The following is a 19008-nucleotide window of genomic DNA, read 5'->3' on the forward strand; positions in this document are numbered from 1 at the left end:
GGTCAACGCATGATGCGATCGTCAACGTAGTTACGTTTGTCCGGCGCAGGCGGGAAATACTGATACAGCCAGGTCTCACTGATCGCATCCCCCTGACAGCGCAGGAACAGGCGCATGTCCACCGGTTCGGTCGAATCCGAGGTAGGATACCAGTCGAACAGAATGCGATAGCCGTCAAACGGCTCAACGTAGAGGATCTCAACCTGCTTCGCTTCACCGCTGGAGAGGGTAATGACCGGCTCAATGCCTTTTGGCGCGGCAGCTTTCAGATCGCCCCCGACGAAGTCGATAGCAAAGCGACGGGCCCACACTTTCGGGTAGTTTTCGCCCGGCGCCCAGCCTTCCGGGAACCCACCCATACCGGTACGGGTCGCGAAGACATTCGCCAGTGGGGAACGGACCGGCGGCATGGCGCTCCAGTAAAGACGGTATTTAAAGTCCAGCTCATCGCCCGCTTTCACCGGTTTTTCTGGCTGCCAGAAGCAGACCACGTTATCCAGTGTTTCACCCGTTGTCGGGATCTCCATCAGGCCAACCGCACCTTTACCCCAGTCGTTACGCGGCTCCACCCAGAGGCCTGGGCGTTTGTTATACCAGCCCATGACGTCCTGATAATGCGAGAAATCGCGATCGAGCTGAAGCAAGCCGAACCCTTTCGGGTTTTTGTCCACAAACGCATTGAACTGCAGCTTCTGCGGGTTGTTCAGCGGACGGCAAATCCACTCCCCGTTACCGCGCCACATGGCGAGACGGTCGGAGTCATGAATTTGCGGGTGGATGGTATCGCACATGCGGCGTTCGTTTGTACCGCAGCTGAACATACTGGTCATCGGCGCAATGCCGAGCTGTTTAATGTCTTTACGCGCATAGAGATGGTTTTCCACCTCCATGATCACCTGGCTCTTCTCGCAGTGGATCACGAACTTATACGCACCGGTGATGCTTGGGCTGTCCAGCAGCGTATAGACGGTGAAGGTGGTGTCGCCCGGTTTGACGGTTTCGAACCAGAACGCGGTGAAGTCAGGAAACTCTTCCGGCGTGTCGGTAAAGGTATCCACCGCCAGACCCCGCGCGGAAAGACCATACTGATAGGTATCATCAACCGCACGGAAATAGCTCGCGCCCAGGAATGAGACGATATCACGACGCGCCAGTTCTGGTGCCTTGAAGGCGCGGAAACCGGCAAACCCAAGATCGCTTTGCCCTTCCAGCTGCTTCGTATCAACACCGGTTTCACCGTAGCTGAACAGCTCAGGACGGAAGTGGATTTCGCGCGCCTGTGACGTTGACTGATCCAGCGAGAACATGCGCACGCGGCGACGGAAACCCATGCCCATATGGAAGAACTGCACATCCAGCTGACGGCCTTCAATGTTATTCCACAGTGACTGTTTTTCATCGTAACGGATGGCGTTATAGGCCTGCGGCGTCATGGTCGCCAGCGTGTCCGGTAACGGTCGCGGTGCTCCGCCCCACGGGGTTTTCGCCAGGTCATGGGCCATGGATTGCAGTACGGAGAAGTCAAAACGACGGCTCTGACCGTCAGCAATGTCAGAGTCAGCAGCGTAAGCCGCTTTGGAAAACAGGGAAGCAAGGCCAGTTGTGCCGCTCAGGGCTGCCATTGCCAGCGAGCCTTTTAGAAAACGTCTGCGATTCATGCCTGGAAAAACGTCCTTATGGTCGTGTGAATGTGTTTCGCACTCGGCGAAATGACGGCAAGAAAGAACGCACAGCCTAAACAAAAATGGTTAAGAATCCAATTGTTGGGCGGCGATTATCTGTACAAAGTGCGAAATATTTTCTGTCGACCAGAACGACCCGAAAAAGGTGTAAAGAAAGGTATAAAGACGTGTATAAAAATGCCCCGGCTGGACATCGTCAGTCGGGGCAAATGAGGCGGTTATTTTACGCTGACATCGATACCTGGGAAGTACTTATCAGCGAGTTTAGCGATCGTGCCATCGGCACGCACTTTATCAATTGCGGCATCTAGTTGCTTTTTGGTGGCCTCGTCCCCTTTACGCAACCCAAAGCCGATCCCACTGCCGAGGATAGTGTCGTCCGACACCGGTTTGCCGATAAAGCCAAACCCTTTCCCCTGCGGCTTGCTGAGGAAACCTGCCTGCCCGGCCGCGGACATGACCAGCGAGGCGTCGATACGGCCATTCAGCAGATCGCCCCAGGCCATATTCTGATCTTTATAAGACACCACGGTGACACCCTGCTTTTCCCAGTGCTCTTTCGCGTAGGTTTCCTGAATAGAGCCCTGCAGGACACCGATGGTTTTGCCCTTAAGCCCTGCGGGCGTTGCCTCTACCGCGGTACCAGCCTTGCCGACGAGCTGCGACGGGATGCGGTAAATCGGCTGGGTAAAATCAATACTTTTACGTCGCTGTTCGGTGATGTTCATCGCCGAGTTAATGGCATCAAATTTCTTCGCCACCAGGCCCGGTATTAACGCATCAAAAGAGGTTTCAACCCAGGTGCATTTCAGCGCTGCGGCTTTGCAGATGGCATTGCCCAGCTCAACGTCAAACCCTTCCAGTTCGCCAGCAGCATTTCGGCTTTCAAACGGCGGATATTCTGCCTCCAGCCCGTACCGCAGTTCGGTGGCCGCGAATGACGAAAACGTACACAGCAATCCCATGCCGACAACTAACGCGCGTAATTTCATCTCCAACTCCTTAGCGTGGTTTAACCCGACACAGGGCCTGGGCACCTGCCCGTAACGTCGCCTCATCTTTCGCAAAAGAGAGACGAATCAATTTATTATCCGTACCATCCGCATAAAACGCCGACAGCGGAATGGTGGCTACGCCATACTCAACGATCAGCCGTTTCACCAGTTCACTGTCGCGCTCATCGCTAAACTGGCTGTAGTCGGCCAGCAGGAAAAACGAACCGGCGCTCGGCAAGAGTCTGAACGGTGATGCTTCCAGCAAACTTTGCAGCAGATCGCGTTTGCGCTGATAAAACGCCGCCAGCGACAGCCAGGTTTGCGGGTCAATCATGTGCTCTGCAAACGCATGCTGCATTGGCGTATCGGCCGAAAACATCAGAAATTGATGGACTTTACAAATCTCATCCATCAGTACCGCCGGAGCAACACAGTAACCCACACGCCAGCCGGTCACGTGATAGGTTTTTCCGAAAGAAGAGATAATGACGCTACGCTCCGCCAGCTGCGGATGTGTCGCCATACCGTGGTGCGGTTCACCATCAAAGACGACGTGTTCGTACACTTCGTCAGACAAAATAATGATATCGGTATTGCGGGTCACCGCCACCAGCTGCTGCAGGTCCTCTGCTGAGAAGACCTGCCCGCTCGGGTTGTGCGGGGTATTGATGATAATCATGCGCGTACGCGGGGTGATCGCCGCACGGACTTCATCCCAGTTGACGGCAAAATCCGGCACCGTCAGTTTAATGGCAACCGGCGTGGCCCCCTGCAGGCGAACAATCGGGGCGTAACTGTCAAACGACGGTTCAAAGTAGATCACTTCGTCGCCCGGGTGCACCAGCCCGCTGATCGCCGAATAGAGTCCTTCACTGGCACTGGCGGTGACCAGCACTTCGCTGGCCGGGTCATAGTGCGTGCCGTAGAGGGTGGCAATTTTATCCGCAATACGCTCTTTAAGCGGCTGCAGGCCGGTCATTGCCGCGTACTGGTTGTGCCCTGCCTCCATCGCCCGGGTCACCCCGGCGACCAGTTTGGGATCGCAGGAAAAATTGGGTGCACCCTGAGAAAGATTGATGGCGTTATGCCGGGCGGAGAGCTGGCCGATAACGGTAAAAATCGTGGTTCCCACATCGGGTAATTTGGAACGGGTGTGCACCGGAGTGTGTAACGTCATCCTCTTTCCTTTCTCATGATGAATGCATAACTATTCAAACAACAAGTCAGTTGTCGGGACAATCGAATTGTTGTCATAATAGCCATGAGAAAAACGCATACCTGAGGTGTTTAATGTCGCGCCGTTCGCTCCCGCTTAATGCCATCGACGCCTTTTTAGTCACCGCGCGTCATCTGAATCTGACCCATGCCGCAACAGAACTCTGTCTGACGCAGGGAGCCGTAAGTCGCAAAATCGCCACCCTTGAAGCGTGGTTCGGCTTTCCGCTGTTCGAGCGCCATGCGCGCGGCCTGCGCCTCTCCCCACAGGGCAGCGCCCTGCTTCCGGAATTGCAATCCACTTTTGAAACGCTGCTGACCCTGGCCGATCGGGCCCGTACCCAGCAAACCGTGATCCGACTCAAAGCACCCACCTGCGCCATGCGCTGGCTGGTGCCTCGTCTGCTGGAGGTGGAGCGTGAGCAGCCGGATCTGCAGATCGCACTGACCACTACCACCGACCATAACGTCAATTTCAAAACGGAATCTTACGACGCGGCCATTGTATTTGGCACCCATATGAGCGCGGGCGATCTGCTGTTTGAAGAGGCGTTAACCCCGGTAATGAGCCCCCTGCGAGCAGGTTGCGAACTGGGTGCGTTAACCTTCCTTCACCCGACACGGGATAAGACAGACTGGTCATTGTGGCTGGCGAAGCAGGAAGGCCCGGGGGTTGTTATGCACAAAAATCAACACTTCGACACGATGGACCTTGCCATCACGGCCGCCATTCAGGGGCTGGGGGTGGCCATTGCTGACGAAACGCTGGTGGAAGAAGATGTCCGCGCCGGGAGGCTGGCGCGGCCTTTTGCGAGCAGCATTAAAACGGGTGCGAGCTACAGACTGGTTCTGCGCGAATCGCCTGGCCAGGAAAATGGGCTGGCGGCGTTTCGCGCCTGCCTGCTCAGTCGAGGCTCACATGGTGTTTCATAACGCGCTTAAAGAGGCTCATGCGCGCGCGCATAAAGCGGTTTTCAAGCCTGAAACCTGCATGTTTATTCACGCCGATACGTAGCAGCACGTCCCTTCCTTTTCGACAGGCCGGCCAGTGCGTCGGGCCAGGAAGACTTTCCCGGTGACCGGCGTCACGCGCAAAACTCACCCAATAATCTGCAACCTGCGCTGCGAATTGCCGGTCTCGCGCATTAACGTAGTGGCAGGAAGGCTCAATCTCACCAAGGGTGTCAAACACGTACGGCACCTCATTACCGTGCCAGGCACCGTTGATATAGGTTGCGTGCTCTGCTTCCGCCACATAGTCGAACCAGTAACGCCAGCACAAGCCGCCCACGCGCTGCTGGGCCTGCATCACCACATATCCCATGGTGGTAAAAGCCATATCCCGGCACACCTGCCTGCCAAGCTCCACATCCCCTTTCACACCCGGATAGAGCAGTTTGATCAGCCCCAGTCCAAAGCGACGTTCACGGCGAAGCTTCTGGATCTGACCGGCGAGATCGATACCAAATACCGCCATCACGCTGGCTTCGTCACTGTTCGACCCAATCATTACCGGAACAGGATGCTGACGCGCGGCAAAGAACACATCGAGCATTGATTCCGGCAGAACACAGTCTCCGACGATGGGTGCCGGGGCGATGTTCAGCGGCGCGGCCAGCGGCCAGAACGCTTCGGGGGGAATGGCACGTAACTGTTCTGCTGACGCCTTCTCAAGGCCGAAATGCGCCGCCAGCGCTTCCCCTTTTTGCAGGGCCTGTTCCCGTGGCGTATCCGGCAGGGTGTATCCGCTTTGCACAATCGCTTTGTGGAAGAGTCCCTTCGCCAGCGGAGACGCCAGCAGCGACAGCACGCTGCGCGCGCCGGCGGATTCGCCAAACAGGGTGACGTTGTCAGGATCGCCACCGAAAGCGGCAATATTCTCCCGAACCCATTCAAGGGCGGCAATCTGATCCAGCAGCGCAAAGTTATGCACCACCCGGTCTTCTTCTCCCTCCAGCGCGGGATGGGCAAAAAAGCCAAGGTGACCAAGACGGTAATTGATCGTCACAACCACCACGCCGCGCGTTGCCAGCGCCTTACCGTTATAGGGCGGCAGGCCACCCGCGCCAATGGTAAACCCCCCGCCGTGCAGCCAGACCATGACGGGAAGCGGCGTCGGGCGCTCGACGGGTGACCAGACGTTAAGATACAGACAATCTTCTGAGAACCGGCCGGGATCGCCGCCGCCTAACGCCTGGCAATACTCACTGTTCTGCCAGCTTGAAGGCGAAAAAGCGGTGGCCAGACGCAGCCCCTCCCAGCGTTCAGGCGGCCGTGGCGAACGCCAGCGCCAGTTGCCAACGGGAGGCGCAGCATAGGGAATACCACACCAGAGATGAACGTTTTCATCCGTTAAACCAGACAGTGCGCCCTGGCGCGTTTCAATCACAGGGGCGGAGGGATTTTGCATAACAACCTTCTGTTTCCATCACACCCCAGAAGAGTAACGATTTCAGAGCAAACCGCAACGCTGTTTGCTGCGGATTTCAGCTTCCTGATAGAGCATGAACTCATCGTACACCGGGCAACCCAGCGCCGCTTCGAACGCGTCGCGACTGGCGTTACCGTGGCTACGCGCCTGGGTTTCATTGCCCAGATTCGACTGGAAAATCCCTGCGGCACTGACCGGGAGGAAATCTTCATAGGTGATCGGCTGAGCGACAACCCACCCGCGCTCAATTAACGGCTGTGGATCGTCTCCCGGACGAAACGCATGTCGATGCGCTTCCCCGGATGGCGTCAGGCGATAGCGGAAATAGGCGAGTTCCTGACGGCGCATCAACAATTCGCTGTCCGGGAAGGCGCTGAAGATCTCGCGCAAATGGAGCTGGTGCGTCATGTTGTCTTTACCGGTACCGGCCTCTGCAAGCAGGCTGTCATAAAGCGCACGACCTTTTGGCGTCAGCGCCACGCCGCGCTGTTCAATTTCGCCAAAGCGCGCGGTATGCGTTCCTGTATGCTCCCCGGCAAACAGCACCGGCTCTTCCAGCGCTTTAAAGCTGGTCTGGCGCAGTAATACGGGAACCTCGCGGCGCGGTGGTCCTTCAATCAGAATTTTGGGTTCAATCCCGTACTTCGGCATCAGCTCCTGCACCCGGTCAATATCCAGCGTACGTGGCGTGAGGTGGTTGATATGGCACCCCGGGAAACAGACCACATCCGCAATCAGTCGGTGCTCGTTATGCAATGCCAGATAGGTCTCCTGGTCGACCGTCGCATGACGATGCCAGCGGAAGGTTTCTAACGCCTCTTGCACAAACGCCTGCGCCTGCGCATCCGTAAAGTGCCCTTCTGCCTCATGCAGCGCGATAAGCTCCAGACAACGCGGGGTAAAGATATTGCGGTGAGACAGGATCTCCGCGGCACGCTCACGCAGGACGACGTTGTCAATCAATTCGAGGCGCAGCAGCGAGGTAAAGATACGAAACGGATTTCGGCACAGCGCCGCATCATCGACCGGGCGGAACGCCGTGGAGTGGACGGGCACGCCCGCCTGAGAGAGGTCATAATAGCTGACCGGGTACATCCCCATAATGGCAAACATACGACGCAAGGTCGAAAGCTCTTGCGCGGTACCCACGCGGATCGCCCCGTGACGCTCCACATTCAGGCGCGCCAGTTCATCCGCGTTCGCCAGTTGTTCATGTAATAGTGGGTTATTTTCCAGAACCGCCAGGTTTACGTCCGCAACCAGGTCGAGCAAGGTGCCGTACTGCGGAACTTCCTGCTGGTACATCGCCGACATAGCCTGCGAAAAGTGTTCCCGAATATCATCAGCCGTGATGGTGTTCGCCATGATGTCATGCCTCCAGTGAATATTACCTGGAGTGTAGAGAAACCCGTTCCCTCTGGGGGGAAGAATTTCCGATTTGTGATCTTAAGACAGGAGTGGTTAAAGCGTGTGCTGGCCTGCCCTGACACCCATATGACCTGGCAGATTCACCTTCTCTAAATGTAGATTCACCTTCTCTAAATAAAGCGTTTTCTGATCAAACTGTATTATTAATAACCTCATCGCTTAACCATTAAGAGGTAATAAATAGCATGATCTTAAGAGGTAATATCTCATTAAAAACAAATATTAGTGGCATATATCTTATTTCGTTAACGCAACAAGCGGATTTTCAATATTTCTCCTTAAGATTAGTCTGTAATTTTTAGACTGCCGCACGCGCTTCAGGCATAAACAATGCAAGAAAAACAGTTATCCCCTGCGGCTCGCGGATTAACTCTATGAAGACAGGCAGTTAACCGCAAGCCATCAAGAATATATTCATATTAACCGAAGCGTTAACCATCAGAAATATCTCAGCAACGAAGCGATGGTTTACAAAACATATTTGACGAATATGAAACACCGACTAAAGTTATTATTCGAACGACGAGTGATACGGAATATTTTCGTATCTTAACTGACATAACCAATATATGAGGTTTAATATGGCAGAGCATCGTGGTGGTTCCGGTAATTTCGCACAAGACCGTGAAAAAGCATCAGAAGCTGGACGTAAAGGTGGCCAGCACAGCGGCGGTAATTTTAAAAACGATCCGCAACGCGCATCTGAAGCAGGTAAGAAAGGAGGAGAAAACAGCCACGGTGGTGGCCGTAAAAACTCCTGATCTGATGTAAATCTCTTTTATTTAAAACAGAGAGCATGCTGCGGGCCTCCAGGCTCGCAGTACCCCTTCTTTTTTTTACCGGAGCGTAATGATGAATATGAAAAGTGTCGAAGATGTGTTTATTCACCTCCTGTCCGATACCTACAGCGCTGAGAAGCAGCTGACCCGCGCGCTCGGCAAACTGGCTCGTGCTGCCTCCAGTGAAAAACTGAGCGCAGCCTTTAGTGCACACCTTGAAGAGACGCAGGGACAGATTGAGCGTATCGACCAGATTATCGAGCATGAATCTGGCCTTAAGCTCAAACGTATGAAGTGCGTAGCAATGGAAGGCCTGATTGAAGAGGCCAATGAGGTCATCGAGAGCACCGAGAAAAATGAGGTGCGTGACGCCGCATTAATTGCCGCAGCACAAAAAGTGGAGCATTACGAAATTGCCAGTTACGGTACCCTCGCCACATTAGCAGAACAACTGGGCTATAAAAAAGCCGTTAAACTTCTGGCAGAAACGCTGGAAGAAGAGAAAGAAACCGATCTTAAACTTACCGACCTGGCCGTAGGCAATATTAACCAAAAAGCGCAAAAATGACGCTATAGCAAAGGTTAAATAAAATGAGCATCAGTCCCAGGACTATTAAACGGTGCCATTTAACGGCAGCAATAATATGGTTCATACTCGCTATCCCTTCCGTTTTATGGTGGAAGAGCAGCGTGCTATGGGTCATTATCATCAGTATCTACGCCAATATTGTCGGCCATTTATCTGGCTACAGTGCTGCGCGTGCCGATCAGGCTGCTGAGAGTGAGACCAAATAAGCGACACCATAATGAGGACATTATAATGAATCACGTAGAACACTACCATGACTGGCTACGCGATGCCCATGCGATGGAAAAGCAAGCCGAATCTATGCTGGAATCCATGGCCAGCCGTATCGATAATTATCCCGATGTTCGCGCCAGAATTGAGCAGCATATTAGTGAAACAAAGCGACAAATTACCTTACTGGAAGAGATCCTCGACCGTAATGATATTTCTCGTTCGGTTTTAAAAGATTCGATGAGTAAAATGGCGGCGCTCGGACAGTCCATTGGCGGGATGTTCCCTTCTGATGAGATCGTCAAAGGGTCTATCAGCGGCTATGTTTTCGAACAGTTTGAAATAGCCTGCTACACCTCCCTGCTGGCCGCGGCCAAAAAAGCGGGCGACATGGCTTCCGTGCCCGCCATCGAAAGTATCCTGGCGGAAGAGCGCGAGATGGCCGACTGGCTGATTCGCCACATTCCACAGACCACCGAACAGTTCCTGCTGCGTTCAGACGCATCCGGTGTCGAAGCAAAAAAATAACCTCAGGAGAGAAGACATGTTTCGACACGTCAAACAATTACAATATACGGTTCGGGTTGCCGAACCGAACCCCGGCCTTGCCAATTTATTACTGGAACAATTCGGCGGTCCTCAGGGCGAGCTGGCCGCCGCCTGCCGTTACTTCACTCAGGGGTTGAGTGATGACGACCCGGGTCGTAAAGATATGCTGATGGATATCGCGACCGAAGAGTTAAGCCACCTTGAAATTATCGGTACCCTGGTGGGTATGCTTAATAAAGGGGCTAAAGGCGCACTGGCGGAGGGCGTGGAAAATGAAGCCGAGCTGTATCGGTCCATGACCGAAAACGGTAACGACAGCCATATCACCTCCCTGCTTTACGGTGGCGGTACTCCGTTGACCAACTCCGCCGGGGTGCCGTGGACGGCGGCTTATGTCGACACCATTGGCGAGCCGACCGCCGATCTGCGCTCGAATGTGGCTGCCGAGGCCCGAGCGAAGATCATCTATGAACGGCTGATTAACGTCACGGACGATCCGGGCGTGAAGGATGCGCTGGCGTTTCTGATGACGCGTGAGGCGGCGCATCAGCTCTCCTTTGAGAAGGCGCTTCAGTCCATTCGTAATAATTTCCCTCCGGGAAAACTGCCGCCAATCGAGGAATACACCAACAAGTACTACAATATGTCTGAAGGTGGAGAGGTTCGCGGAAGCTGGAACAGCGATAAACATTTCGACTACGTTGAATCCCCCCAACCTGCCGTTGACGGCGGAGACGGGAGTGCAAGCGTGACGCTGACGACCGAACAGGCCACGCTGGTCAAAGCGATGTCGGCCCGCACGAAGTCCGATCCACATTCCGACCCGCTGACCGGCGCCGAACTGGGTGCCGGGAAGAAAAAACCGTAACCGATTTTGCCAGGCAGCCCCGGACTGCCTGGCAATCCTCGTGCGCAACAGTTCCAGAGGTACGGACCATGTTCGAACTCGACGCATTTCACCTCGCCAGAATCCAGTTCGCTTTTACCGTCTCGTTCCATATTCTATTCCCGGCGATCACCATCGGTCTTGCCAGCTATCTGGTGGTGCTCGAAGGGATGTGGCTTCGCACCAAAAATGAGGTGTGGCGCTCACTGTACCATTTCTGGCTAAAGATATTTGCCGTTAACTTCGGTATGGGGGTCGTTTCCGGTCTGGTCATGGCCTATCAGTTCGGCACAAACTGGAGCGGATTCTCACAGTTTGCCGGCAGTATCACCGGCCCCCTCCTGACCTATGAAGTCTTAACCGCCTTCTTCCTCGAAGCCGGTTTTCTTGGCGTGATGCTGTTCGGCTGGAACAAGGTCGGCCCGGGCCTGCACTTCTTCTCGACCTGTATGGTCGCGCTGGGTACGCTGATGTCCACCTTCTGGATCCTCGCCTCCAACAGCTGGATGCACACGCCCCAGGGGTTCAGTATTCAGAACGGTCAGGTCATTCCGGAGGACTGGCTGGCCATCATTTTTAACCCCTCCTTCCCTTACCGTCTCATTCACATGGCTATCGCCGCGTTCCTGAGCAGCGCGCTGTTTGTGGGAGCGTCGGGCGCATGGCATCTGCTGCGCGGTAACGACACGCCCGCGATACGCACCATGTTTTCCATGGCGATGTGGATGGCCCTGCTGGTCGCGCCCATTCAGGCCGTCGTCGGTGATATGCATGGCCTGAATACCCTCGAACATCAGCCGGCCAAAATTGCCGCCATCGAAGGTCACTGGGAGAACCCGCCAGGCGAAGCGACACCGCTGCTGCTGTTTGGCCTGCCGGATATGGAGCAGGAGCGCACCCGCTACGCGCTGGAAATTCCTGCCCTTGGCAGTCTGATTCTGACCCACAGCCTGGATAAACAGGTCCCGGCACTGAAAGACTTCCCGAAAGAAGATCGCCCGAACTCACCGATTGTTTTCTGGTCATTCCGCATTATGGTCGGCATGGGTCTGCTGATGATCACGCTGGGTCTGGTCAGCGTCTGGCTACGCTATCGCCATCGACTCTACCAGTCGCGGCCCTTCCACTGGTTCGCGCTGTGCATGGGACCGGCGGGCCTACTGGCGCTGCTGGCCGGCTGGGTCACCACCGAAGTGGGTCGTCAGCCGTGGGTGGTGTATGGCTATCTGCGCACGATCGACGCGGTCTCGCTGCACAGTACGCTGCAGATGAGCATCAGCCTGCTGGCCTTCTTTGTGGTCTATTCGTCGGTGTTTGGCGTGGGCTACGTCTACCTGATTCGGCTTATCAAGAAAGGTCCGCAGCCCGTTGATACCTTGACGTCAAATACCTCGGGCACCCCTGCCCGTCCGCTGTCTGCCGCTGAGTCTGTTCCGGAACAGGAGAGAAACTGATGGGCGTCGATATCTCAGTTATCTGGTTTGCCATCATCGTGTTCGCCACGCTGATGTATATCATCATGGATGGCTTTGATTTGGGCATCGGGCTGCTTTTTAACTTCGTGGGCGATGCCAGAGAGCGTGACGTAATGGTCAACAGCGTGGCGCCGGTGTGGGACGGCAACGAGACCTGGCTGGTGCTCGGCGGTGCGGGGTTATTCGGCGCGTTTCCGCTGGCCTATGCGGTGATTATCGATGCGCTGACCATCCCTCTTACCGCCATGTTAATTGGCCTTATCTTTCGCGGCGTGGCCTTTGAGTTCCGCTTTAAGGCAACGCCTTCGCACCGCAAATTCTGGGACTACGCCTTCGCCGGCGGCTCTTTGCTTGCCACCTTCAGCCAGGGGGTGGTGGTGGGAGCAGTGATTAACGGCTTTGACGTTGAGGGCCGGCGTTTTGTCGGCTCCGCCCTTGACTGGTTAACGCCCTTCAATCTTTTCTGCGGCATCGGGCTGGTTGTGGCCTACACCCTGCTCGGTACCACGTGGCTTATCATGAAAAGTGAAGGTGCGTTGCAAAACCGCATGCGTGAACTGACCCGGCACGTGCTGCTGGCGCTGGTGGTGGTGATCGCGGTGGTGAGTATCTGGACGCCGCTCGGCTGGCAGTACGTTGCCGACCGCTGGTTTACCTTCCCCAACTTCATCTGGTTCCTGCCGGTTCCCCTGCTGGTAGGCGTGTTTAGCCTGTGGATCTGGCGACTAACACGCAACCCGGCCAGCCACTCGCGTCCCTTCCTGCTGACCCTTGGGCTGATCTTCCTCGGATTTAGCGGTCTGGGCATTAGCCTGTGGCCTAATATTATTCCGCCGCGCATTACCCTGTGGGAGGCTGCGGCACCACCGGCCAGCCAGCTATTTATGCTGGTCGGAACGTTACTGATTATTCCGGTGATTCTGGTGTACACCGCCTGGAGCTACTACGTTTTCCGGGGCAAAGTTTCCGACACGGAAGGTTATCACTGAGGTGAACTATGGCAGACTGGCATACCCGAGCCATTATTTATCAGATTGATACTGCACTCTTTTATGATTTAAACGGCGATGGCTGCGGGGACATCGCCGGGATTGGCGCAAAGTTGCGCTACATTCGCCGCATGGGGGCGACGGTTATCTGGATCACCCCTTTCTACCTCACCCCGTTTCTGGATGAAGGCTACGACGTCAGCGACCATCTGCAGGTTGATCCTCGCTTCGGAAAGCTGGCCGACATTATCGCCTTTATTGAACAGGCTCGGGAGCTGGGTATGCAGGTCATTATTGAGCTGTTGATTCAGCACACCTCGGACGCCCATCCGTGGTTTCAGCAGGCTCGCCGCAACCCAACTTCACCTTTTCGTGACTACTACATCTGGTCGGATAATAACGAGGACGATACCTCCCCGATGTTTCCCGGCGTGGAAGAGAGCGTCTGGACATGGGATGACGAGGCCGGGCAATACTACCGACATATGTTCTATCACCACGAGCCCGACCTGAATCTGACCTGCCCCGCGCTGCTCAACGAGATCGAAAATATTATCCTCTTCTGGCTCAAGCTCGGGGTGTCGGGCTTTCGCCTTGATGCCGCAACGCACCTGACCGCGCAGGCAGGCGGCGGTGACGAGAAAAAGGGGTTATGGATCCTGGAGCATATGCGCCGCCTTATTGAAGCACGTAATCCGGAAGCGATCCTGCTCGGTGAGGTGGACGTCGACGTGGAGGCGTATAAAGACTATTTCGGCGAAAATAACCGTCTGAATCTGGTGCTGAATTTCTGGCTCAATAAGTATTTCTACGTCAGCCTTGCCAGGAAAAGCGCCCGACCGCTGCGCAATGCCATAAAGAAGATGATTGTCCCGCCTGACTCGTGCTGCTTTGCCAACTGGCTGCGCAACCACGATGAGTTAGATCTGGAAGGGATCGGTAAAAAAGAGAAACAGATTGTGGTCGACACCTTCGCCCCTGACGAAGAGATGAACGTCTACCAGCGCGGGATACGACGCCGTCTGGCACCGATGTTAAAGGGCGATCAAAAACGGCTGGCGTTCTGCCACGCGGTGCTCTTCTCACTCCCGGGCGTGCCGGTCATGCGCTACGGCGATGAGATTGGCATGGGTGATGATTTGACGCTGGAAGAGCGCTATGCCGTGCGTACGCCAATGCAGTGGGCGGGGTCAGAAGGCGGTGGCTTTTCAGCAGCGGATCCTGAGCGGTTTATCGCCCCGATCATCGTTCGCGGTCCCTGGCGTTATCAGAAAATCAACGTGGCCGATTCCCTGCTGCACCGCAATTCCCTGCTGCACCGGATCATCGACATGGCCAATACGCGCTCTGAATTTCCGGAGATTGCTGTCGCACCGTTTCGTCTCATCAATATTGATGATGACGCGGTACTGGGCATTTATTACGAAGCCGAAGCGCGCAGTATCCTGACCTTCGTTAACTTTAGCGACAAGCCGGTCCAGTTTACCGCCCGCGGGATCCGTCACGCCACCTGGACCGCCTGCCTGGCGGATAAACGCTATGACGACGCGCTGATCTGTGGCAAAACCGTCCAGCTTACCCTCAGCGGCTACGGCTATCGCTGGTTCTGGACTAACCGTAGCGCGCTGCGCTGATTACCTTTTACGCCGGGTCATCAGCCGCGTCAGCACAACGCCCGCCACCGCGAGGGAGCCTAACAGGACTTTCCCGGGCACACCTGACGTGATCGCCGTGGCGCGGTTTTTCGCTTCCGGGGTAAAACGTCCATGGATTTTATGCAGGTCGTTGACCGGCTGGTCGAGATAATCCTGGCGATCCCGGTCATTCAGATCGTCAGTCATCTGACCTTCCCAGGCCTTCTTCACCATTAGCCGGTCCAGGAAACCCGGGAAGAGGAATTGTCCGACGATCGACTGAATGGTACTGCTGCCCACCCACAGTTCGCGCACCGGTTTTTGCGCGACCTTAAAAATCGCGCTCGCGGCAACTTCAGGCTCAAACACCGGCGGAACCGGCCGCATAGCCCAGGCGAATTTGTTTCTTGCCCAGTCAAACTGCGGTGTATTCAGCCCCGGCATCTGCACCATTGAAAGCTGCACCCGGCTGTTCTCATGCATCAGTTCCGTGCGCACCGCATCGGTGAATCCCCGAATCGCCGCTTTGGCGCCGCAGTAGGCCGATTGCAACGGGATCGAGCGGTAGGCCAGCGCGGACCCGACCTGAATAATCACGCCGCGATCGCGTGGCACCATCAATTCCAGCGCGGCGCGGGTTCCGTTTACGAAGCCAAGATAGGTCACGTCAGTGACGCGGCGAAATTCATCCGGCGTCAGGGTACGAAACGGTGCCAGCACCGCACCCATCGCATTGTTAACCCACACATCAATCGCGCCGAGACGATATTCAATCTCGTTTGCCGCGTCCACCACCGCCTGGCTGTCGGCGACATCCGCCTGTACCGCACAGGCTTTGACGCCAAAACGCGTTAACTCCTCCTGGGTCGAGTGCAGGCTTGTCTCATCGCGGGCAATAATCCCCACATCGTAGCCTGCCTTTGCGAAGTGCAGCGCCGTTGCCTTTCCCACACCCGCCGTACCGCCGGTAATGACAATCACAGCCATAGAACCTCCGCGTTAATTTACTCGTTATCCCAGCCGGATAATCTGGTCACTAATTCAGACAATGAATACTGCACCGCCTTCTCTACCACATCCTGGCAGTCGCCGGAAAACAGGACGGTACGGGTTTCCGTGTGTCCGCGAAGGTTCCAGGCGAAGCAAACGGTCCCTGCCGCCGTGCCATCGTCGCCCCCTTCTGGCCCGGCATAACCGCTGATGGCAATACTGACATCCGCCTGGGCAATCTCCAGGATCCGGGCGGCCATTTCGGTTACCGTCTGTTCACTTACGGCCGTATACCGTTCAAGGGTCTCAGGACGCACGCCCAGAATGCGCTCTTTTGCGCCGTCACTGAACACGACCAGGCCGACATCATAAAATTCGGCCGTGTTCTCTTCGGCACAAAGGGCGACGGAGAGTTTTCCGCCAGTGCAGGATTCTGCCGTGGTTAAGCGAAGCCCTAGGTCTGTCAATTTGCTCGCCACTTTTTTGGTCAGTTCGGCGACGGTATAATTGTTATCATGGTGAAGGTTGCTCATTTCGTGGCCTCTTACTTCTCAAAAGGAATGATTGAAATATGGCCATTGCGCTCAAGAATGGCATATTTAATTTCACTCAGCTGCGTAACACCATTATTCTGGCGTGCTGATACCAGAATATCATCACAGGAAACGTCGACTTTTTTGAGTTTATCTGCTAACGGCACGCCGTTCTCAACCAATATTACCGGAGTACCATCAAGAATATTTTCTACCGGTGAGAAATATTTTTTCATTATCCCAAAGATAATATCCACTACCACCAGCGTGGTAATGGTAATCATTGCGCCGGTGACCGAAAAATCTTCCCCGAGCAGCGCCTGTTGCGTCGCCTCACTGATAATTAACAGGAGAATCAGATCAAAGCTGGTCATCTGCAGCAAAGCGCGCCGTCCGGCAACTTTAAATACCACGACGAGGAACAGGTAAATAGCCAGCGCACGAAAGACCATATCCATATCAGCCTCCTACGGGTAAATTAATTGCCAGAAAGGGATTTCCGGCTCGTTGTTTATGCGAACGACATTGTCCCATTTACCTGCGCGTGCAGGGGTCGTGAAGAGTAAGACAGAGAAGTTGTCGGACATTTTCAGGTTGTTATAAACAAAAAAGAGCGTATTCCCGCGACTGAACATGCTGTCCGGTTGCGGCCAAACGCTTCCTGGCTCGTAAACATCGTTGCTCTCGCTGGTCACACTCAGGGTGTATTTCCCTTCTGTTCTGACCGGAAATGAAAGGTGGATCTTCGACTCCGTCTGGCGTCGGCCAAAGCGCTCGTAGTTGATGGTCAGCGACTTTGCCGAGTTTGTTCTTTGCGTATCACTCACCACTCCGCTTGAAAAGAAGCCCGCTATCGCCGCAACGATAATGGCCAGCAGGACAATAAAACCCACCTGACGAAATCCATATTCAAACGTCAGCAATCGGTAATTCTCATCTATCCCAGGTAACTTATCACTTTGACGCTTCATGGCGGCTATCACCGTTTCGCTTATTAACCGATATTTTTGATTTCAAAAGCGAATTTTTTTAAGACTTATCACATTTGCCACATAAAGGAATAGCAACAATACTTAATAAGTCAAGACACACAAAATGAAGGATATCAGATGAAATTATCGCTTATTTCCGCTTTTTTGATATTTCTGGTACCGGCCGCATGGGCAGATAATAACGGCGGGTTACAAAAGGGTGAAGCACCGCCACCGCCGCACGCACTGGATAGCGGTTATCGTGGAACCGATGACGCACGAATTATGACCATCGATCATGCAAAAGAAATGCATGATGGTGCGACTATTTCATTACGCGGAAACCTTATTGACGGTAGCGGCGATAAGTTTGTATTCCAGGATAAAACCGGAAAAATAGACGTTATTATTCCCCAGGCAGTATTCGACGGCAGAACAGTAAAACCCGATCAGATGATCAGTATCAACGGATCGCTTGATAAGAAATCATCGCCGCCTGTCGTGCGCGTCGATCATTTGCAGAAATAATTCAGCGAAGCGTTAACGCTGCAACTATCCATCAAATCTCACCCCTTGGCTTAAGGAGTCAGCTATGAGTGATACTACACAACGTCAGAACGCTTACCCGCAACCCCCTTTCCCGGAGCAACCGCAAACGCCGCCGGGACTGGCATCAGAAATGCAACCCGTACCCGACCACGGGGAAACGAGCTATAAAGGGCATGGCCGCCTTGCCGGCAAGAAAGCATTGATCACCGGAGGTGACTCCGGTATTGGTCGCGCAGTCGCGATCGCTTACGCCCGTGAAGGGGCTGACGTCGCAATCAACTATCTGCCTGAAGAAGAGAAAGACGCGGTTGACGTCATTGAGCTTATCAAAGCGGAAGGACGCATTGCCGTCGCGCTGCCGGGTGACATACGTGACGAGACGTTCTGCCAGAATCTGGTAGAAGAGGCGGTGGCCAAACTGGGGGGACTGGACATTCTGGTGAATAACGCCGGTCGTCAGCAATACCGTGAATCCCTTGAAGAGCTCACCACGGAAGATTTTGACGCGACCTTCAAAACCAATGTCTATGCGCCTTTCTGGATAACCAAAGCGGCGCTGCGCCATCTGAAACCGTCGGCCTCTATCATTAATACCTCCTCGGTCCAGGCGGTTAAGCCCAGCCCTGTGCTGCTGGATTATGCCCAGACAAAAGCCTGTCTGGCGGTGTTCACCAAATCCTTAGCGAAACAGCTTGGTCCAAAAGGAATACGCGTCAACGCGGTTGCCCCGGGTCCTTACTGGACGGTGCTGCAATCCAGCGGCGGCCAGCCGATGGAAAAAGTGAAAGAGTTTGGTGGCGATACCCCGCTGGGGCGTCCGGGTCAACCTGTTGAAATCGCACCGCTCTATGTCACGCTGGCCTCGGATGAATGTTCATTTACCTCCGGTCAGGTATGGTGCTCTGACGGCGGTGATGGCGTGATTTAACCCGGCTATACACTGACGTAACGCTCTCAATATGCTCGAAAAGAACAAGGACGTTCTTCCTCTCCCCCCTGCCAAAAAACATGTTGTAACTCAAACAGATCAAATGTTAAAAATATTTTGCTATCAAGTTATCAAAATTAAACAACTTAGCTTGTCACCCGCATCGCTCTGTTTT

The 19008-nt window shown here is 54.5% G+C and carries 20 protein-coding genes; 11 read left to right on the forward strand and 9 right to left on the reverse strand.

Translation table 11 applies throughout. From position 1 onward, the window contains the following. Positions 1-2: 2 nt before the first annotated feature. From AM410_RS19600 to AM410_RS19615, 3 genes are all read right to left on the reverse strand, one after another. Positions 3-1658, reverse strand: a complete 1656-nt coding sequence (locus AM410_RS19600; RefSeq protein ID WP_025204228.1) for a glucan biosynthesis protein D — start codon at positions 1656-1658, stop codon at positions 3-5. A 242-nt stretch (positions 1659-1900) separates the two neighbouring features. Continuing rightward, positions 1901-2674: a transporter substrate-binding domain-containing protein gene (locus AM410_RS19610; RefSeq protein ID WP_025204230.1), complete on the reverse strand. Its 774-nt coding sequence runs from the start codon at positions 2672-2674 to the stop codon at positions 1901-1903. Between the two features lie 10 nt (positions 2675-2684). Continuing rightward, positions 2685-3854: a pyridoxal phosphate-dependent aminotransferase gene (locus AM410_RS19615; protein ID WP_014170012.1), complete on the reverse strand. Its 1170-nt coding sequence runs from the start codon at positions 3852-3854 to the stop codon at positions 2685-2687. Positions 3855-3967: 113 nt separating this feature from the next. Here AM410_RS19615 and AM410_RS19620 point away from each other — a divergent pair, with 113 nt between their 5' ends. Further along, a complete protein-coding gene (locus tag AM410_RS19620; RefSeq protein ID WP_047356516.1) occupies positions 3968-4825 on the forward strand; it encodes a LysR family transcriptional regulator in 858 nt (285 codons plus the stop codon). Here AM410_RS19620 and AM410_RS19625 read toward each other — a convergent pair. Both AM410_RS19625 and hglS read right to left on the reverse strand, forming a co-directional pair. Further along, positions 4797-6302: a carboxylesterase/lipase family protein gene (locus AM410_RS19625; protein WP_108648296.1), complete on the reverse strand. Its 1506-nt coding sequence runs from the start codon at positions 6300-6302 to the stop codon at positions 4797-4799. The genes AM410_RS19620 and AM410_RS19625 overlap by 29 nt on opposite strands. Positions 6303-6344: 42 nt before the next feature. Then, positions 6345-7688 carry a 2-oxoadipate dioxygenase/decarboxylase HglS gene (hglS, locus tag AM410_RS19630; RefSeq protein ID WP_014170009.1) on the reverse strand — a complete coding sequence of 448 codons (1344 nt, stop codon included), beginning with the start codon at positions 7686-7688 and terminating at the stop codon, positions 6345-6347. Between the two features lie 644 nt (positions 7689-8332). On the opposite strand from hglS, the gene AM410_RS19635 reads away from it, so the two are divergent. The 8 genes from AM410_RS19635 to AM410_RS19670 all read left to right on the forward strand — a co-directional run bounded on the left by AM410_RS19635 (position 8333) and on the right by AM410_RS19670 (position 14862). Further along, complete coding sequence (locus tag AM410_RS19635) at positions 8333-8512, forward strand: general stress protein (RefSeq protein ID WP_020884187.1); 180 nt, start codon at positions 8333-8335, stop codon at positions 8510-8512. Between the two features lie 91 nt (positions 8513-8603). Continuing rightward, positions 8604-9098: a YciE/YciF ferroxidase family protein gene (locus AM410_RS19640; RefSeq protein ID WP_108648298.1), complete on the forward strand. Its 495-nt coding sequence runs from the start codon at positions 8604-8606 to the stop codon at positions 9096-9098. A 23-nt stretch (positions 9099-9121) separates the two neighbouring features. Then, positions 9122-9325 (forward strand): hypothetical protein, encoded by a 204-nt coding sequence (locus AM410_RS19645; RefSeq protein ID WP_020884189.1) that lies wholly within the window; start codon positions 9122-9124, stop codon positions 9323-9325. Positions 9326-9350: 25 nt separating this feature from the next. Next, entirely contained in the window at positions 9351-9857 is a 507-nt protein-coding gene (locus tag AM410_RS19650) for a ferritin-like domain-containing protein (protein WP_014170004.1), read from the forward strand. Positions 9858-9873: 16 nt separating this feature from the next. Beyond that, positions 9874-10746, forward strand: a complete 873-nt coding sequence (locus AM410_RS19655; RefSeq protein WP_020884190.1) for a manganese catalase family protein — start codon at positions 9874-9876, stop codon at positions 10744-10746. 68 nt (positions 10747-10814) lie between these two features. Further along, positions 10815-12218, forward strand: coding sequence for a cytochrome ubiquinol oxidase subunit I (locus tag AM410_RS19660; protein WP_020884191.1), 1404 nt, complete (start codon positions 10815-10817; stop codon positions 12216-12218). Then, positions 12218-13228, forward strand: coding sequence for a cytochrome d ubiquinol oxidase subunit II (gene cydB / locus AM410_RS19665; RefSeq protein WP_047955589.1), 1011 nt, complete (start codon positions 12218-12220; stop codon positions 13226-13228). Before AM410_RS19660 ends, cydB begins: the two co-directional genes overlap by 1 nt. A gap of 8 nt (positions 13229-13236) precedes the next feature. Beyond that, the gene (locus tag AM410_RS19670) at positions 13237-14862 is read left to right on the forward strand and encodes an alpha-amylase family protein (RefSeq protein WP_108648300.1); all 1626 of its coding nucleotides are present in this window, start codon (positions 13237-13239) and stop codon (positions 14860-14862) included. Here the strand turns inward: AM410_RS19670 and AM410_RS19675 are convergent, their stop codons facing one another. From AM410_RS19675 to AM410_RS19690, 4 genes are read right to left on the reverse strand one after another with little or no spacing between them, the layout of a single operon-like run. Continuing rightward, a complete protein-coding gene (locus AM410_RS19675; RefSeq protein ID WP_025204235.1) occupies positions 14863-15849 on the reverse strand; it encodes an SDR family oxidoreductase in 987 nt (328 codons plus the stop codon). A gap of 17 nt (positions 15850-15866) precedes the next feature. Beyond that, the gene (locus AM410_RS19680; protein ID WP_014169998.1) at positions 15867-16385 is read right to left on the reverse strand and encodes a 2-oxo-tetronate isomerase; all 519 of its coding nucleotides are present in this window, start codon (positions 16383-16385) and stop codon (positions 15867-15869) included. 11 nt (positions 16386-16396) lie between these two features. Next, positions 16397-16843, reverse strand: a complete 447-nt coding sequence (locus AM410_RS19685; RefSeq protein WP_020884195.1) for a DUF421 domain-containing protein — start codon at positions 16841-16843, stop codon at positions 16397-16399. A gap of 9 nt (positions 16844-16852) precedes the next feature. Further along, entirely contained in the window at positions 16853-17356 is a 504-nt protein-coding gene (locus tag AM410_RS19690; RefSeq protein ID WP_032681048.1) for a hypothetical protein, read from the reverse strand. Positions 17357-17494: 138 nt separating this feature from the next. Between AM410_RS19690 and AM410_RS19695 the strand changes: the two genes are divergently transcribed. Together AM410_RS19695 and AM410_RS19700 are read left to right on the forward strand one after the other, a co-directional pair. Next, positions 17495-17884, forward strand: a complete 390-nt coding sequence (locus tag AM410_RS19695) for a YdeI family stress tolerance OB fold protein (RefSeq protein WP_020884197.1) — start codon at positions 17495-17497, stop codon at positions 17882-17884. A 64-nt stretch (positions 17885-17948) separates the two neighbouring features. After that, positions 17949-18833 (forward strand): SDR family oxidoreductase, encoded by an 885-nt coding sequence (locus AM410_RS19700; protein ID WP_014169994.1) that lies wholly within the window; start codon positions 17949-17951, stop codon positions 18831-18833. Positions 18834-19008 lie beyond the last annotated feature (175 nt).

Origin of the sequence: Enterobacter cloacae complex sp. FDA-CDC-AR_0164 (genome assembly GCF_003071645.1) — a bacterium.
GTDB lineage: Bacteria > Pseudomonadota > Gammaproteobacteria > Enterobacterales > Enterobacteriaceae > Enterobacter > Enterobacter ludwigii.

Bases quoted from the DNA above. Each gene is read 5' to 3' on its own strand.
- AM410_RS19660 (WP_020884191.1), top strand. From the start codon at position 10,815: ATGTTCGAACTCGACGCATTTCACCTCGCCAGAATCCAGTTCGCTTTT.
- AM410_RS19650 (WP_014170004.1), top strand. From the start codon at position 9,351: ATGAATCACGTAGAACACTACCATGACTGGCTACGCGATGCCCATGCG.
- AM410_RS19670 (WP_108648300.1), top strand. From the start codon at position 13,237: ATGGCAGACTGGCATACCCGAGCCATTATTTATCAGATTGATACTGCA.
- AM410_RS19640 (WP_108648298.1), top strand. From the start codon at position 8,604: ATGAATATGAAAAGTGTCGAAGATGTGTTTATTCACCTCCTGTCCGAT.
- cydB (WP_047955589.1), top strand. From the start codon at position 12,218: ATGGGCGTCGATATCTCAGTTATCTGGTTTGCCATCATCGTGTTCGCC.
- AM410_RS19675 (WP_025204235.1), bottom strand. From the start codon at position 15,849: ATGGCTGTGATTGTCATTACCGGCGGTACGGCGGGTGTGGGAAAGGCA.
- AM410_RS19655 (WP_020884190.1), top strand. From the start codon at position 9,874: ATGTTTCGACACGTCAAACAATTACAATATACGGTTCGGGTTGCCGAA.
- AM410_RS19685 (WP_020884195.1), bottom strand. From the start codon at position 16,843: ATGGATATGGTCTTTCGTGCGCTGGCTATTTACCTGTTCCTCGTCGTG.
- AM410_RS19600 (WP_025204228.1), bottom strand. From the start codon at position 1,658: ATGAATCGCAGACGTTTTCTAAAAGGCTCGCTGGCAATGGCAGCCCTG.
- AM410_RS19610 (WP_025204230.1), bottom strand. From the start codon at position 2,674: ATGAAATTACGCGCGTTAGTTGTCGGCATGGGATTGCTGTGTACGTTT.
- AM410_RS19645 (WP_020884189.1), top strand. From the start codon at position 9,122: ATGAGCATCAGTCCCAGGACTATTAAACGGTGCCATTTAACGGCAGCA.
- AM410_RS19625 (WP_108648296.1), bottom strand. From the start codon at position 6,302: ATGCAAAATCCCTCCGCCCCTGTGATTGAAACGCGCCAGGGCGCACTG.
- AM410_RS19620 (WP_047356516.1), top strand. From the start codon at position 3,968: ATGTCGCGCCGTTCGCTCCCGCTTAATGCCATCGACGCCTTTTTAGTC.
- hglS (WP_014170009.1), bottom strand. From the start codon at position 7,688: ATGGCGAACACCATCACGGCTGATGATATTCGGGAACACTTTTCGCAG.
- AM410_RS19635 (WP_020884187.1), top strand. From the start codon at position 8,333: ATGGCAGAGCATCGTGGTGGTTCCGGTAATTTCGCACAAGACCGTGAA.
- AM410_RS19700 (WP_014169994.1), top strand. From the start codon at position 17,949: ATGAGTGATACTACACAACGTCAGAACGCTTACCCGCAACCCCCTTTC.
- AM410_RS19695 (WP_020884197.1), top strand. From the start codon at position 17,495: ATGAAATTATCGCTTATTTCCGCTTTTTTGATATTTCTGGTACCGGCC.
- AM410_RS19615 (WP_014170012.1), bottom strand. From the start codon at position 3,854: ATGACGTTACACACTCCGGTGCACACCCGTTCCAAATTACCCGATGTG.
- AM410_RS19690 (WP_032681048.1), bottom strand. From the start codon at position 17,356: ATGAAGCGTCAAAGTGATAAGTTACCTGGGATAGATGAGAATTACCGA.
- AM410_RS19680 (WP_014169998.1), bottom strand. From the start codon at position 16,385: ATGAGCAACCTTCACCATGATAACAATTATACCGTCGCCGAACTGACC.